At 62.2% G+C, this 14,655-nt stretch carries 12 protein-coding genes; 5 read left to right on the forward strand and 7 right to left on the reverse strand.

All coding sequences use genetic code 11. The features are described from left to right. Positions 1–131 precede the first annotated feature (131 nt). Positions 132–2,159 carry a sodium-translocating pyrophosphatase gene (locus ISP18_RS20475; RefSeq protein ID WP_380011869.1) on the reverse strand — a complete coding sequence of 676 codons (2,028 nt, stop codon included), beginning with the start codon at positions 2,157–2,159 and terminating at the stop codon, positions 132–134. A 259-nt stretch (positions 2,160–2,418) separates the two neighbouring features. Continuing rightward, the gene (locus ISP18_RS20480; RefSeq protein WP_380011872.1) at positions 2,419–3,690 is read right to left on the reverse strand and encodes a 6-phosphofructokinase; all 1,272 of its coding nucleotides are present in this window, start codon (positions 3,688–3,690) and stop codon (positions 2,419–2,421) included. 191 nt (positions 3,691–3,881) lie between these two features. Between ISP18_RS20480 and ISP18_RS20485 the strand changes: the two genes are divergently transcribed. Beyond that, complete coding sequence (locus tag ISP18_RS20485; RefSeq protein ID WP_380011875.1) at positions 3,882–4,466, forward strand: adenylate kinase; 585 nt, start codon at positions 3,882–3,884, stop codon at positions 4,464–4,466. Between the two features lie 60 nt (positions 4,467–4,526). Then, complete coding sequence (gene mpl / locus ISP18_RS20490; RefSeq protein WP_380011878.1) at positions 4,527–5,882, forward strand: UDP-N-acetylmuramate:L-alanyl-gamma-D-glutamyl-meso-diaminopimelate ligase; 1,356 nt, start codon at positions 4,527–4,529, stop codon at positions 5,880–5,882. Between the two features lie 33 nt (positions 5,883–5,915). Here the strand turns inward: mpl and ISP18_RS20495 are convergent, their stop codons facing one another. Together ISP18_RS20495 and ISP18_RS20500 are read right to left on the reverse strand one after the other, a co-directional pair. After that, positions 5,916–7,331 carry a hypothetical protein gene (locus ISP18_RS20495; protein WP_380011881.1) on the reverse strand — a complete coding sequence of 472 codons (1,416 nt, stop codon included), beginning with the start codon at positions 7,329–7,331 and terminating at the stop codon, positions 5,916–5,918. After that, positions 7,328–8,257 carry an ABC transporter ATP-binding protein gene (locus tag ISP18_RS20500; RefSeq protein ID WP_380011884.1) on the reverse strand — a complete coding sequence of 310 codons (930 nt, stop codon included), beginning with the start codon at positions 8,255–8,257 and terminating at the stop codon, positions 7,328–7,330. The genes ISP18_RS20495 and ISP18_RS20500 overlap by 4 nt, the downstream gene beginning before the upstream one ends. Before the next feature lie 79 nt (positions 8,258–8,336). Here ISP18_RS20500 and ISP18_RS20505 point away from each other — a divergent pair, with 79 nt between their 5' ends. From ISP18_RS20505 to ISP18_RS20515, 3 genes are all read left to right on the forward strand, one after another. Continuing rightward, on the forward strand, positions 8,337–8,939 hold the full coding sequence (locus ISP18_RS20505) for an LON peptidase substrate-binding domain-containing protein (protein WP_380011887.1): 603 nt from the start codon (positions 8,337–8,339) through the stop codon (positions 8,937–8,939). Positions 8,940–8,946: 7 nt separating this feature from the next. Next, positions 8,947–9,765 (forward strand): SDR family oxidoreductase, encoded by an 819-nt coding sequence (locus ISP18_RS20510; RefSeq protein ID WP_380011890.1) that lies wholly within the window; start codon positions 8,947–8,949, stop codon positions 9,763–9,765. Positions 9,766–10,026: 261 nt separating this feature from the next. Next, complete coding sequence (locus ISP18_RS20515; RefSeq protein ID WP_380011893.1) at positions 10,027–11,367, forward strand: sigma-54 dependent transcriptional regulator; 1,341 nt, start codon at positions 10,027–10,029, stop codon at positions 11,365–11,367. Between the two features lie 100 nt (positions 11,368–11,467). On the opposite strand, the gene ISP18_RS20520 is transcribed toward ISP18_RS20515, so the two are convergent. Genes ISP18_RS20520 through ISP18_RS20530 form a run of 3 tightly spaced genes read right to left on the reverse strand, consistent with a single transcriptional unit; the run spans position 11,468 to position 14,559 of the window. Further along, positions 11,468–12,814 (reverse strand): transporter family protein, encoded by a 1,347-nt coding sequence (locus ISP18_RS20520; RefSeq protein ID WP_380011896.1) that lies wholly within the window; start codon positions 12,812–12,814, stop codon positions 11,468–11,470. 46 nt (positions 12,815–12,860) lie between these two features. Next, a complete protein-coding gene (locus ISP18_RS20525) occupies positions 12,861–13,838 on the reverse strand; it encodes a hypothetical protein (protein ID WP_380011899.1) in 978 nt (325 codons plus the stop codon). Between the two features lie 10 nt (positions 13,839–13,848). Further along, on the reverse strand, positions 13,849–14,559 hold the full coding sequence (locus ISP18_RS20530; RefSeq protein ID WP_380011902.1) for a C39 family peptidase: 711 nt from the start codon (positions 14,557–14,559) through the stop codon (positions 13,849–13,851). Positions 14,560–14,655 lie beyond the last annotated feature (96 nt).

The following is a 14,655-nucleotide window of genomic DNA, read 5'->3' on the forward strand; positions in this document are numbered from 1 at the left end:
TCAAGAAAGGGTGCATCAACTATCAAGAGCCGTCTTGGCGCTCTAGTGAGAGACATGCTGGGTGGGGCAAGCGCCAGGCCCTACCCGAAACCCTCCCCTGCAAACAGGGGAGGGTTAGTTCATCGTGGTATTTACAGCAGCGGAATCAACAGTAGCGCCACGATGTTGATGATTTTGATCAGCGGATTCACCGCCGGCCCTGCGGTGTCCTTGTAGGGATCGCCCACGGTGTCACCGGTAACGGCCGCCTTGTGCGCATCGGAACCCTTGCCGCCGAAGTTGCCATCCTCGATGTACTTCTTGGCGTTGTCCCAAGCGCCGCCGCCAGTGGTCATGGAGATGGCCACGAACAAGCCGGTGACGATGGTGCCGATCAGCATGCCGCCCAGCGCCACCGGGCCGAGCACGAAGCCGACGATAATCGGTACCAGCACTGGTAACAGTGAAGGAATCAGCATTTCTTGGATTGCCGATTTGGTCAGCATGTCCACCGCGCGCGAGTAATCCGGCTTGGTGGTGCCTTCCATGATGCCGGCGATCTCGCGGAACTGGCGACGCACTTCTTCCACCACGGCGCCAGCGGCGCGACCCACCGCTTCCATCGCCATAGCGCCGAACAGGTACGGAATCAGGCCGCCGATCAGCAAGCCCACGATCACGCGATGGTCGGAAAGATCGAAGGTGTAGACCGTGCCCGCATGCTCCAGCGACAGGCGATGCGTGTAGTCGGCGAATAGCACCAGCGCAGCCAGGCCAGCCGAACCGATCGCATAACCCTTGGTGACCGCCTTGGTGGTGTTGCCGACCGCATCGAGCGGATCGGTGACACCGCGTACGTCCGGCGGCAGGTCGGCCATTTCGGCGATGCCGCCGGCGTTGTCGGTGATCGGGCCGTATGCATCGAGTGCGACCACCATGCCGGTCATCGACAGCATCGCAGTGGCCGCGACGGCAATGCCGTACAGGCCGGCCAGCGCGTAGGCGCCCCAGATCGCCGCACACACCGCCAATACCGGCAGCGTGGTCGATTTCATCGACACGCCCAGACCCGCGATGATGTTGGTGGCATGGCCGGTGGTCGACGACTTCGCCACGTGACGTACCGGCGCGTATTCGGTGGCGGTGTAGTACTCGGTGATCACCACGATCACGCCCGTCAGCACCAGGCCAATCAGCGCGCTGCCGTAGATGCGGGTGACGCCTAGCGTGGCATCGGCCATCAACGCCTTGGTGATGGGCCAGAACGCGATCGCCGCCAGCACGGCAGAAACCATCACGCCCATGTACAGCGCGCTCATGATTTTTGCACCAGCGCGGGCTCGCACGAAGAAGGTGCCGATGACCGAGGCGATGATCGAGGCGCCGCCCAGCAGCAATGGATAAAGCACCGCGTTTACGCCGGCCTGTTCGCCCACCACGCCACCGAGCAGCATGCTGGCGATCAGCGTCACCGCGTAGGTTTCGAACAGGTCGGCGGCCATGCCGGCGCAGTCGCCCACGTTGTCACCCACGTTGTCGGCGATCACTGCGGGATTGCGCGGGTCGTCCTCCGGAATGCCGGCTTCCACCTTGCCGACCAAGTCCGCGCCCACGTCCGCACCTTTGGTGAAGATGCCGCCGCCGAGACGCGCGAAGATCGAGATCAGTGAAGAACCGAACGCCAGCCCCACCATCGCGTGCAAGGCGCGGCCGTTGTCATAGCCCATATGCGTGAGCACCGTGAAATAGCCGGCCACGCCGAGCAGGGCCAGGCCTACCACCAGCATGCCGGTGATCGCGCCGCCGCGGAATGCCACGTTCAGGGCGGCAGCCAGTCCATGACGTGCCGCTTCAGCGGTGCGCACGTTGGCGCGCACCGATACGTTCATGCCGATGTAGCCGGTGGCGCCGGACAGCACAGCACCGATCGCGAAGCCTATGGCCGTGCCCCAGTCCAGGGCGAACCCGATGATGACCAGCAGCACCACGCCCACAAGCGCGATCGTGCGGTACTGGCGGTTGAGGTAGGCACGTGCGCCTTCCTGGATAGCCGAGGCGATCTCTTGCATGCGTTCGTTGCCCGGCGACTTCGCCAGCACCCAACGCACAGAAAATGCCCCGTACAAAATCGCCACGACCGCGCAAGCCAACGCGATCCACAAGCCATACTGCTGCAGCATCGGTGCCTCCCCTCAAGTTGTGTCGACCGTCCAGAATGGGACGGTTCGGGCCGAGTATAGGCAGAGCTTGTGTGATGAAACGTTGTGCGTTGCAGCGCCTTGGTTCCCTCTCCCCTTCGGGGAGAGGGCTAGGGTGAGGGGACAATCTAGCGACGCAGGTGATTCTTGCGTTGCTCTTATCAAAGAGTGAGGCGAGCCTTGGCCCCTCACCCCCAACCCTCTCCCCGGAGGGGAGAGGGTGTTACCGGCTTACTACGTTTTAGCGCGCGAATTCCGGCAACTTCTTCTCTACCACCACATTCTTCAACTGCACATACTTCGGCAAGCCATCGCGCCCATACGGCGGTGGCGCCTCGCCTTGGATCAGTGGCGCGAGATAGCGCCGCGCAGCGGGCGTGATGCCGAAGCCATCGCGTGTGAGGAAGTTCTTCGGCATCTTCTTCTCGTGGTTGGCGATCTTTTCCAGCGGCGCCGGTTCCAGCTTCCAGCGATACGGCGTATCGGAGGTGCGCACGATCACCGGCATCACTGCGTTCATACCGGCCAACGCGTAATCCACCGCGGCTTTGCCGACGGCATAGGCTTGGTCGGCATCGGTCTTCGAAGCCATGTGGCGTGCGGAACGCTGCAGGTAGTCGGGCAACGCCCAGTGATACTTGTAGCCGAGCTTCTCCTTCACGAGTGCAGCCAGCACCGGCGCTACGCCGCCGAGTTGCGTGTGGCCGAATGCGTCGCGCGTACCCGCTTCGGCTAGGAACTGACCCTCGGCATTCCGGATGCCCTCGGAAGCGACCACCGTACACCAACCCACGCGCTCCACCGTGGCCTTCACTTTTTCGAGAAAGGCGGCTTCGTCGAACACCCGCTCGGGGAACAGGATAATGTGCGGCGGCGCATCCGCTCCTTCGCCTGCAAGGCCTGAGGCAGCAGCGATCCAGCCCGCGTGACGGCCCATCACTTCCAGGATGAATACCTTGGTGGAGGTATCGGCCATGGAGGCTACGTCCAGACTCGCTTCCAGCGTGGACACGGCCGTGTACTTCGCCACCGAGCCGAAGCCGGGACAGCAGTCGGTTACGGCCAGGTCGTTGTCCACCGTCTTAGGCACGCCGATGCAACGAATGTCGTAATCCATCGCTTTGCCGAGCTGGGAAATCTTCAGCGCCGTATCGGCCGAATCATTGCCGCCGTTGTAGAGAAACCAGCGGATGTCATGCGCGCGGAGTACTTCGATCAGCCGCTCGTATTCGGCGCGATTGGCGTCCAGCGATTTCAGCTTGTAGCGGCAGGACCCGAACGCACCACCCGGCGTGTGCCTCAGCGCGGCGATGGCGGCGGCGGTTTCTTTGGTGGTATCGATCAGCTCCTCGCGCAGCGCGCCCAGGATGCCGTTGTGTGCCGCATACACCGGAATGCGGTGCGCACGGGCTGTCTGGATCACACCGGCGGCGGTCGCATTGATCACGGCAGTCACGCCGCCAGACTGGGCATACAGCAGGCGGCCGCTGGCCGGCCGGGCTTTGGACTTCATAAGGCGCTCTCCGTAGGCGTGTGACAATTCGGCTTCAATCTTGGATCACATATTTATCAAGCAGTTGGCGTGAATTTGAGGCGTGCGTCGTTTGACGCCACCCCCCGCAGACGCTACCTTGATCGGCATTCATCTAAGGAATCCCTGGGAATGCCGCAGTGTGCGGCAGAACTTGGGATCTGTGGAGTTCTATGCGACTTGTCCTCCTTGGCGCGCCCGGCTCGGGCAAGGGTACCCAGGCAGCTCGGCTGAAGGCCGATCTCGGCGTGCCGCACATTTCCACCGGCGACATGCTGCGCGCAGCGGTGAAAGCGGGCACGCCGCTTGGCGTGAAGGCGAAGGCGGTGATGGATGCCGGCCAGCTAGTGTCCGATGACATCCTGCTTGGCATGCTGGAAGAGCGCCTGGCGGAAGCCGACGTGCGCTCCGGGTTCATCCTCGACGGCTATCCGCGCAACCTCGCGCAGGCCGATGCGCTGGATCACCTGCTCACCAAGATCGGCCAGCCGCTCGATACAGTGGTAAAGCTCGAAGTGCCGAGCGAAGTGATCATCAAGCGCTGCGAAATCCGCTTCGCCGCCGAGCATCGCAAGGACGACGACCCGGTGGTGGTGCGCGATCGCCTGAAGGTGTATGCGGAGCAGACCGCACCGGTTGCCGATTTCTACGTCCGCCGCGGCAAGCTGCAGGTGGTGGACGGCGTGGGTGAGTTGGATGAGGTCACGGCGCGCGTCAAGCGTGCGCTGTCCAATGAGGCAGCTGCGGCGAACGGTTGAGCCTGCTACTCAGCATTCCTCTCCCGAAGGGAGAGGTGCTTAAGATCACACGAGCCATTCATGCGTCTGCACATCCTCGGTATCTGCGGCACCTTCATGGGCGGCGTCGCCGCCTTGGCGCGCGAACTCGGCGAAACGGTGGAGGGCTCCGACGCCAACGTCTATCCGCCGATGAGCACGCAGCTCGAAGCGCTCGGCATTGAGCTGATGCAGGGTTACAAAGCGGAATATCTACAGCCCGCACCGGACTTGGTCATCGTCGGCAATGCGATGGTGCGCGGCAATCCCGCCGTCGAATACATGCTCGATCAGCAGCTGCGCTATGTCTCCGGCCCGCAATGGCTGGGCGAGCGTTTGCTGGTCGAACGCGAAGTGCTGGCTGTGGCCGGTACGCACGGCAAGACCACCACCACTAGCTTGCTCGCGCATCTGCTCGACAACGCGGGGCTTGCGCCCGGCTTCCTGATCGGCGGCGTGCCCGGCAATTTCGGCATTTCCGCGCGGCTCGGGCAAGGCAAGCATTTCGTGATCGAGGCTGACGAATACGACAGCGCGTTCTTCGACAAGCGCTCCAAGTTCGTGCATTACCGTCCGCGCATTGCCATCCTCAACAATCTCGAATACGACCACGCGGATATCTTTCCTGACGTCGCCGCGATCCAGCGCCAGTTTCATCATCTGGTTCGCACCGTGCCCGGCAACGGCAGGCTGATCGTCAACGCGCATGATGCGTATCTGGAAGAAGTGCTGGCAATGGGCTGCTGGACGCCGGTGGAAACCTTCGGCATCGACAAGGGCGATTGGCAGGCCACGCTGATCGCGGCGGACGGCTCGCATTTTTCCGTGCAGTACAAGGGCGACGTGATCGGTGAGATCCATTGGCCGCTGCTCGGCGACCACAGCGTCATGAACGCGCTGGCCGCATTGGCGGCCGCCACCGCAGCAGGCGCCGATCCACGTGCACTGCTGCCGGCTTTCGCTACCTTCCAGAGCGTCAAGCGCCGCATGGAAGTGGTGGGCGAAATCGACGGTGTGCACGTCTACGATGACTTCGCCCATCACCCCACTGCCATCGCCACCACGCTGGCCGGCTTGCGCGCGAAAGTGGGCAAGGCGCGCATCCTGGTCGCGCTGGAGCCGCGCTCCAATTCCATGCGTCTGGGCGCTCATGCCGAAGCGCTTGCACCCTCGCTAGTCGATGCTGATGCCGTGGTGTTCCTACATCGCCCGGAACTGACGTGGGACGCCACACGTGTCACCGATGCCTTACATGGCCGCGCCAGCACGGCACCCACGGTCGACGCTTTGCTGTCAGCGCTGAAATCGCAGACGCGCTCGGGCGACCACGTGGTGTTCATGTCCAACGGCGGCTTCGAGAATGCGCCCCGCCGCTTTGTCGAAGCGCTCCACTCGTAGGCTGGGATTGTCACCCCAGCCTACATGGACGCATCAAGCAATAGGCGCATCGAAGCGTGGCGCGCGTGACACATATTCACGTTGCGCGGCAAACCACACGCCCGCACCAAAACCCAGTGCAACGAGCGCAAGCACTCCACCGCCGAGTGCGTAACCGGCTGTGCCCACAAGCCAATAACCGCCCCAATACACACCCATCGTACCGAACACCACCACCAGATTGACGATGGTGCGTCCGGTCGTGCCCTCGGGGCCGATCAAATGCAACGCGAGCGCTGCCAGGCTTGCCGCCAGCGAAACCACGGCCGCGACAAACAGCATGCGCCAGGGATCCGGCGCATGCACCAGCACGGCGCCGAACACGGTATAAACCAGCGCGGTCAGCACACTGATCGGCACTAGCACGAGCAGTGCATCAGAGATGATCCGCTGATATTCGGCGCGCGTTTCCGGCGCAAGCGTCAGGTACAGGTCGGCCATATTCGGCCGCATGCGCACCATGCCGACGTTCAATTGCGGGAAGCGCGAAATGCTGAGCATGATCGCGTACGCGCCTATTGCTACTGGTTGGAAATGCTGGCGGTGCATCAGCACGAAGAAATAGAAGAACACGATCACGGCGACCAGGGCGATACGCAGCGCGATTGCTTCGGGATTGTCGTTCGGCAGTAACAGTCTGCGCACCAACAGCATGCGCCGCTGCAGTGAGGGACGTTGTAGATAGGCAGCCAGTGCACGCCGCAACGCACGTTGCGACAAATACTCGTACATCGCGGCGATGCGCTTGCCGAAGACGCCCATGCGTCGCGGTTCGCCCGGCGCGTTGCGTGCCTGTGTACGACCGAGGCTGGTGCTTTCCAGTGGCGAGGCGTCGGTTTCGCGATCTTCGATCCGCAGCAGTGGCGCGATGCTGAATCTGAGCATCAGCGCCGTGATCGCCAATAACAGCCACGGCGTTAATGGAGAGCGAAGCGCTTCCTTCATGAAGGTGGACACCAGCGCGGGCATCCAGCCCAGGACGATGAAAATGGGCCACAGCAGTATGCCGCTGCGTGGATTGCAGCCCATCATCACACCGAGCGCAGCGACCAGCAGCAGGCTGCAGGCGACGAGCGGCAAGTGTGGAAACCCGCCGACCACTGCGATGATCAGCGGTGCCAGCACCCAAGATGCGACATCGATCGCGCCGTATTCCAGCAGGCGGCGGCGAAAGCGCGGAAGCAGAAAGCTCTCCGGCACGCATACGCCACGCAGGTTGTAACCCTGGCCAACATGCCACATCCACGTGGACACGCCGAACAGCGACGCTGCAACCACCATGACGTCGTGCTCTGCGCGCAACCATTCGATGGCGAAATACAACGCCGCGATGCGCAGCAGATTCGCCATCACCACCAGCAGCGGCGTGCGTCGGAACAACTGCCGCCAGAGCTGCCACGCGACGTTCATGCGAGTTCCACGAACAAATCTTCCAGCGTGGGCGTTTCGATGTGCAGGTTCGCGTGTTCGCTGGCGGCGAGTGCGTGCAGGCTTTCCACGACGGGATCTTCCACCAGCAGAACAGCCTGTTCGCCTTGGACGTGCGACTTCAGAACACCTGCGACGACCGGTGCCTGCGACCAGCCTTCCGCGCGCGAGAACACCACGCGCTTCAACCGCTCGCGCAGTTCGGCCAGTGGCCGCATGAATTGAATGCGGCCGTCGCGCAACAGGGCGATATCGGCATCCGCGCGCTCGAGGTCGGCAGTAATGTGGGTAGAGAAAATCACCGTCTTGCCCGGTGCACGCATCAGCGCGAGCAGTTCGCTCATGAAGGCGCGGCGTGCTTGCGGATCGAGGCTGGCCACGGGTTCGTCCAGCACCAAAAGATCCGGATCGGGTGCGATGGCGCGCACGATCGCCAGCTTCTGCCGCTGACCTTGCGAGAGTTCGCCGATCTTCTGTTTGACGTCCAGCTCCCAGTTCGTCAACAGGCGCTCGACCAGTTCGTGGTTCCAGCGTGCGTAGAACGCCGCGGTGAAATCCAGATAGGCACGCACCTTCATCCACGGAAACAGGTCGAAGGTCTGCGGCACGAAGCCGATCCGATGCATGCGCTCGCCGCCCGGTTCCAGCATCGGCGCGCCGAACAACTCGATGCTGCCGCCGTCGATGGGCGAAAGGCCGAGCAGGCAGCGCAGCAGCGTGGTCTTGCCGGCGCCGTTGCGGCCGAGCAGACCGATCACGCGCCCGCCGGGTACGCTCCAGTCCAGCGACTTCAGCACCTGGCGCTTCTTGAAGGACTTTTCCAACCCCCGGACCTGCAGCACCGGCATCTCAGGCTGTTGCACAGGGTTGGAAGCGAGGGCGGCGACGGCCAGTTGTGTGACGGGCATCCGGGCGGTGCTTTCTTGGAGGGCTCTGACGCACTCTGCCGTGTGCGATGTGCAACGTCTAGTGGCTAAGATGGGGCGCATGGCGGCCCAACTCCCCTCCATCGAAATACCCCTGTTCCCGCTCGGTACCGTGCTCTATCCGGGTGGGCAATTGCAGCTGCGCATCTTCGAACCGCGCTACCTGGACCTGGTGCGCGAATGCACGCGCACCGGCTCGGCCTTTGGCGTCTCTCTTATCCTAGAAGGTGCCGAAGTGGGTGCGCCGGCCCGGCCTGCCGCCATCGGCACGCTGGCCAGCATTGTCGATTTCAGTCATCGCGAAGACGGGCTGCTGGGCATCGCTGCCGAAGGCGGCAGTCGCTTCCGCGTCATGCGTACCCGCGTGCGCTCGGATGGCTTATTGCGCGGCGACGTGCACCTGTGGCCGGAGGAAGTGCCGCAACAGGTGCCGGTAGAATTTGCCTTGCTGCAGACCATTCTTGAACGTTTGATTGAAACGATGGGACCGCATTGGCGGCACGCGCCACGTTCCTCCTACGACGATGCCGGCTGGCTAGGTTTTCGACTCGCGGAATTGCTGCCGCTGACGCGCGAGGAGCAGCAGCAATTGCTTGAGATGACAGATCCATTGCAGCGGCTAGGTACTTTGCGCGATATCCTGCCGCGCTTCCAAAAAGCTTGAGGGCACTATGAGCAACCTCGCCGGAAAGACCTTATTCATTACGGGTGCTTCGCGCGGCATTGGTCTGGCCATCGCGCTGCGTGCGGCGCGCGACGGTGCCAACATCGTCATTGCCGCCAAAAGCGGTGTACCCAATCCCAAGCTGCCTGGCACCATCTATACCGCAGCGGCTGAAGTGGAATCGGCTGGCGGCAAGGCGCTGGCGCTGAAAGTGGATATTCGCGAAGAAGAAGAAGTGCGAGCCGCCGTGGCGCAAGCGGCGGAACGCTTCGGCGGCATCGACATCGTGATCAACAACGCCAGCGCCATCTGGCTTGCCGACACCGAAGGTACGCCGATGAAACGCTTCGACCTGATGCATCAGGTGAATACGCGCGGCACCTTCATGGTGACGCAGGCGTGCCTGCCGTACTTGAAGAAGGCGAGCAATCCGCATGTGCTGATGATGGCGCCGCCGCCGAACCTGGATCCGAAATGGTTCGCGCCGCACACCGCTTACACCATCGCCAAGTACGGCATGAGCCTGTGTGTGCTCGGCATGAGCGCGGAGTTCGCGCCGCTGGGCATTGCGGTCAATGCATTGTGGCCGCGCACAGTCATTGCCACGGCAGCTATCGCGATGATCGATGGCGTGAAGCCCGAGCATTGCCGTCGGCCCGAAATCGTCGCGGACGCGGCCCACGCACTGCTGACTCAGCCGGCACGGCAATGCACCGGCCGGTTCGCGATCGACGAGGATGTGCTGCGCGAGGCGGGCATACACGATTTCGACAGCTACGCTCATAAAATCGGCGCGTCGCTGCTGCCCGATCTGTTCCTGAACTAGTTCGTTTAGAAACTCGTCGCGAGTTGTCATCAGGCCGCCGTCGTTCGGCGCGTATGCTTTTGCTTCACCGCTATCCCACTTATTGGAATGGTGGCCGGGTCTTGGTTGATTAAAAAGTGATCACCCAAGGGGAATCGGGTGTATATTTCGTGAACGGTACCGAGTTTTCGGTACACGCTGGGCCACGGGTGCGGGGGCAACGCCTGCTGAGGGATCTAACAGGCACCGCGGGCCAGTTATCCTGGAGGGAGGCGTTGCGATATGAGTGACACGTCGATCCGCTGTTTGGTGTGGTTCGGGGAGCCGACGAGTATCGAAAGAGCACGTTTGGCGCAGGCAGGTTGGCATACGCGAGTAGCGGATGCGAATGCAACGGGAGGCGGCGTCGGCATCCGGCGCGGCGACACGGTAGTTGCGATGGCGGACGTGCGACAGGCCGATGTCGAGGCCTTGCGCAGCATGGCCAGTTTGATGGCCGATCATCCGCGTATTCCATGGCTTGCGCTACTGTCTACCGACACGTCGGTGCAGTCGCCGGAAGTGGAACGCGTGCTGCGCGCCAGCATCGATTTCTTCACCGCGCCGATCGATATGCAACGTCTGATCGAAACGCTTGGCAAGCTTGCCGGCGATGTGCCCATGCCGGTAATTACACACGCCGACGTGCCGGGCATCACCGGTAACAGTCCGGCAATGGCAGCGGTGGTGGCGAGCCTGCGCAAATATGCACCGGTGGATTTGCCGGTGCTGATTACTGGCGAAACCGGCACCGGCAAGGAAGTGGCTGCGCGTGCCTTGCACAAACTGTCGTCGCGCCGCGAGCATCCTTTTGCCGCGATCAACTGCGGGGCGCTGCCGGCCAATCTCGTGCAATCGGAACTGTTCGGTCACGAGCGCGGCTCTTTCACCGGCGCGAATGCGCGGCGCATCGGACACTTTGAGGCCGCTGCGGGCGGAACGGTGTTTTTGGATGAAGTCGGCGATCTTCCGCCGGATGCGCAGATCAGTCTTTTGCGCTTGCTGCAGGAAGGCACGCTGGAACGTGTGGGTTCCACCCAATCGATTAAGCTCGACGTGCGCGTGCTCGCCGCCACCCATGTGGACCTGGAAAAAGCGGTGGCGCAAGGCCGCTTCCGCGAGGATCTGTACTATCGCCTCAATGTGCTGCGTCTGCGCATGCCCGCCTTGCGTGAGCGTGCTGATGACGTGCTGCAACTGGCGCAGATCTTCCTCGACAGCTTCCGCAAGCAGCACGACTGCCATGCACGAACCTTCAGCGCGCTGGCGCGCAAAGCGCTACGCGACTTCTCCTGGCCGGGCAACGTGCGCGAACTGCTCAATCGCGTGCAGCGCGCCGCGGTGGTGGCGGAAGGCGCGCAGATCAGCGTGGCCGATCTGGATCTGGAAGACGTGGTCGCGCCAAGGGCAGGGCATTCCAGCCTCGGCCTGACGCGTACCTCGGCCGAGCGCGATGCAGTGATGGCGTGCCTGCGCGAGACACGTTTCAACATCAGCGAGTGCGCGCGACGCTTGAAGGTGTCGCGCGTGACGATCTATCGGCTGTGCAAGAAGCACCAATTGGTGCTTGAAGATCTCCATTAATGCCACGACTCCTTATCCCCATCTTTGATTGAAGATGGGGAGAGGAATGCGGCGGGAGGTCACTGTTGCGAGGCTACTTCCGCAAGAGCGCTCGGCACCATCAGAACATATAAGGCACCTTGAACGTCAACGTGAAGTTCGGCGCATCGGGCGTCATGCCCATGCCGAGCACCGTCACGAACGTAGTATGCGGGTTGAGCGCATAGGTGAAGCCGAAATTCAACGTCGCCGCATTCGCCTGGCTGCCGATGATCTTGGTCCACGGCCCGTTGCTTTGGCGCAGTGAATCCTTGCCGTTGATGCGATCGCTGAAGGATAGACTCAGGCTGCTGCGATCGTTGAACGCGAAGGCAAGGCCGGCGCCGTAATAGAACACGTCAGCCAGACGTACGCTGCCCGGCGTGTTGATCTGCGGATCGGTGTCGATGTCGTTGAAGCTGCGCTCGAAAGAATGGATGTAGCCGATGTTGCCGAACACGATCGCCGGGTCCATCGTCTTTACAAAGGAAGCTCCCAGCGTCGCCTGCCACAGGCCGTTGCCCGTCGGTTGTTTGGTTGGCACCGCGAACTGCTCGTATTGCGAGTTCGGCGCAACGTTCACCCATTTGATGCCGTACGGCGCGCGCCCAGTCGGCGCGGTGACGCCCAAGGTGAGCACCGTGTCGGGACGGCCTGGTGTCTCGGTGAGAATCTTGTAGTTGACGGAGAAGTTTACGTCGCCCAATCCCCTGCCGGTGGACGTGTGCTCATCCAGCGCCGCCGCCGATCCGCCGGCGCCGCCCTGCTGATAATCGGTGTTGCGTCCGACATAGGGAATGTCGAGATTCACGCTGAACCGCGGTGTGATCGCGTAACGACCGATCATGTCGTACGTCAGCGAGTCGGAGTTCACCCGGTCGATCGCGATATTGCCAAGGAAGATCGAATTCAGCGCGAGAAAGCCGTTGAGCGTCAATTCGGCGCGATCGTAGTGGTTGTAGGTGAGATCGTTCTCGAACGTGAATTTGCGATTGAATACCGCGTTCTGCTGTTGCTCCAACACGTCCTGGACAGAGCGCGTCTGAGCGGACGTGCTTGCCTGTGCGCTCTGCGTCGTGGATGCAGCCTGCGTGCTTTCTACTGCGCCGGCGTTGGCCGTATTGGCGGCGCCAGATGTGGCCTCGGTGCTGGCGACTTCCGCCGGGATCGGATTTGGCGTGGTCTTACCGGTCAGTCGTGCCTGCAGCGCCTGCACTTGCATGTCCAGTGCACGAAGTTTGCGTACTTCTTGCGCGTAATTCACCTTCAGCATCTGCAGTTGGCGGACCAGCTCCTGTACGTCGGCGTGATCTTGCGCGGTGGCGACCGCTGCAGTGTTGGCCGGAGCGTCCTGTCCGAACGTGCTGAAACTCGCGAAAAAGGAAACGCAACTGCACGCCACCGCAGTGGCCAGGATTGTCTTGCGCATGACGGTATCCCCTGTTGATGGAAGAGCGCGTAGGGCTAGGACGCGCTCAGTGGTTGGAGCGATTCATGTTGAGCGACTGCGCCAGACCGTGCGCGAGCTGCGAAGTGGTCGCATTGATGGATTGCGTCACCATGCTCACGATCATCTGGTTGGTTACCGCCTGATTGTCGGCGGTCAGTGCGATGGTCTGGCCTATGCTGCCAGGGCGGATCCACTGCGACACCGAACCCTGGCCGCTGACGGAGAGGTTCACCTGCGCGCTGTTACCCGAATACGTGGCTGAGGCCGACGCATTGCCGGCGCTCGCGACGCGGCCGTCAGGCGTGCCTGTTCCGGTTGTCGTGGCGACGGTTGGCGTGGTGGTGTTCGCGGTTGTCGGCGTGGCGGTCGCAGTGGTTGTCGACGAACGGGTGTTCACCGTCGGTCCGTTGGTTGCAATGCTTGCGGTGGATGCCGTGCTGTTGGCATCGCCGGATAGCGCATCGGGCTGGGATGGTGTCGACGCCGGTGTGTTGCTGCTGGTCGAGGATTGCCCAGGCACTTTGCCATTGTTCTGGATGCTCAAGCTGGTGACGTTGCTCGCGGCATTGCCGTCACCGGCGATCTGCACGCTTTGCGTGAGTCCCCCGACATTGGCGAGTCCACCACTCTGCACGCTGCGGTTCACGCTGGACGGGAGCGTAGCCGTCGGCAGCGCGTTGCTCAGCGTGGTGATGGTGACCGTAGGTACGAAGGTCACCTGCGGCTGGTTCGGATTCTTGCTGAAGTTCAATCCCAGCGTCAGCGCGCTCTGCAGTGTCTGGCCGTTGCTGGTCTGCCAGGTGGAAATCATCTCCACGCCGAACCACAACACGGTGTTGTCGCCGACGATGTAGCGACCACGCATGCCAGCCAATTCCTGATCGGCTACTTCGTGGATGCCGGTGGCTACGCGGTGATCGCCGGCTTCCGCCGCGAGCGTGGTGCCGCAGTGGCAGGCGATCGCTAGTGCCAATACGGAGAAAAGGAGTGAGCGCTTATCCATGGCAAGACCCTTAGAAAAAATCTGCGTGCGTAAAGCCGAAGTCGAGTAGTTCGGCGTCGGTGATGACGCCACCTTGGCGAGCGAACAAATTGCGAGCGCTGGGCTTGTCGACCGGCTGCAGCAACACGGTGTGGCGGTCGAAATCGCTGCCGATGACTACGAACAGCACGTGCGAAGGCCATGCCTTCATGAAATCATCCAGCAGCATGGTGCGGTTGCCGAGCATCGGATCAGCTAGCTCCACATGATCGTCATGCACCTGCTTGAGCACGACGAAATGCCGATAACCGCGTAGGTCCATCAGTACGATGACCGGCACGCGCAGCGAACGCAGGCGTGCGACGTCAACGCGATAGCCGCGGCCGCGCATGCCGAGCGCTTCCACGTAGTGTTTGATGTCGAGCATGGAAAAGCCGCGCTGCTGGACCAGCGTGGAATCAGACAGGCCCATCATGCCGTCGATGATGACGTTCTCGTCTACGTCCAGGTGATAGCCGTAGCGCAAGATCGTCGCTAGCGCTGCGGCGCCGCAGCTGTAATCGGTGTGCTGGCGCACGATGTTTGCAAAGTGCAGCTCCTGCATGCTGTTGACATGCGTGCTGTACTGCGCGCCATTGGGCAGCACGCCGGCGAAGCTCACGTCGCCAGCATAGGCGTGCGCGCTTAGAGAGATCGCGACCAATGCGAACCACCCTGCCAACGTTGAGAATGCAGATCGCATGTCCTTAGCCTCCCCCAAGTCCTTGCGAAGGGAAGGCCCCCGGCTCGCAGGGGACGAGCCGGGGGCTTCCGCTTGGTGCCCGGCGGCATGTCGCCG

The sequence above is a fragment of the Dyella humi genome, from assembly GCF_044904605.1.
In the GTDB taxonomy this organism is placed as follows: domain Bacteria; phylum Pseudomonadota; class Gammaproteobacteria; order Xanthomonadales; family Rhodanobacteraceae; genus Dyella_B; species Dyella_B humi.

Excerpts from the sequence above, each read along its gene's own strand:
- mpl (WP_380011878.1), top strand. The coding sequence starts at position 4,527 with ATGCGTCTGCACATCCTCGGTATCTGCGGCACCTTCATGGGCGGCGTC.
- ISP18_RS20500 (WP_380011884.1), bottom strand. The coding sequence starts at position 8,257 with ATGCCCGTCACACAACTGGCCGTCGCCGCCCTCGCTTCCAACCCTGTG.
- ISP18_RS20515 (WP_380011893.1), top strand. The coding sequence starts at position 10,027 with ATGAGTGACACGTCGATCCGCTGTTTGGTGTGGTTCGGGGAGCCGACG.
- ISP18_RS20525 (WP_380011899.1), bottom strand. The coding sequence starts at position 13,838 with ATGGATAAGCGCTCACTCCTTTTCTCCGTATTGGCACTAGCGATCGCC.
- ISP18_RS20475 (WP_380011869.1), bottom strand. The coding sequence starts at position 2,159 with ATGCTGCAGCAGTATGGCTTGTGGATCGCGTTGGCTTGCGCGGTCGTG.
- ISP18_RS20495 (WP_380011881.1), bottom strand. The coding sequence starts at position 7,331 with ATGAACGTCGCGTGGCAGCTCTGGCGGCAGTTGTTCCGACGCACGCCG.
- ISP18_RS20530 (WP_380011902.1), bottom strand. The coding sequence starts at position 14,559 with ATGCGATCTGCATTCTCAACGTTGGCAGGGTGGTTCGCATTGGTCGCG.
- ISP18_RS20485 (WP_380011875.1), top strand. The coding sequence starts at position 3,882 with ATGCGACTTGTCCTCCTTGGCGCGCCCGGCTCGGGCAAGGGTACCCAG.
- ISP18_RS20505 (WP_380011887.1), top strand. The coding sequence starts at position 8,337 with ATGGCGGCCCAACTCCCCTCCATCGAAATACCCCTGTTCCCGCTCGGT.
- ISP18_RS20510 (WP_380011890.1), top strand. The coding sequence starts at position 8,947 with ATGAGCAACCTCGCCGGAAAGACCTTATTCATTACGGGTGCTTCGCGC.
- ISP18_RS20520 (WP_380011896.1), bottom strand. The coding sequence starts at position 12,814 with ATGCGCAAGACAATCCTGGCCACTGCGGTGGCGTGCAGTTGCGTTTCC.
- ISP18_RS20480 (WP_380011872.1), bottom strand. The coding sequence starts at position 3,690 with ATGAAGTCCAAAGCCCGGCCGGCCAGCGGCCGCCTGCTGTATGCCCAG.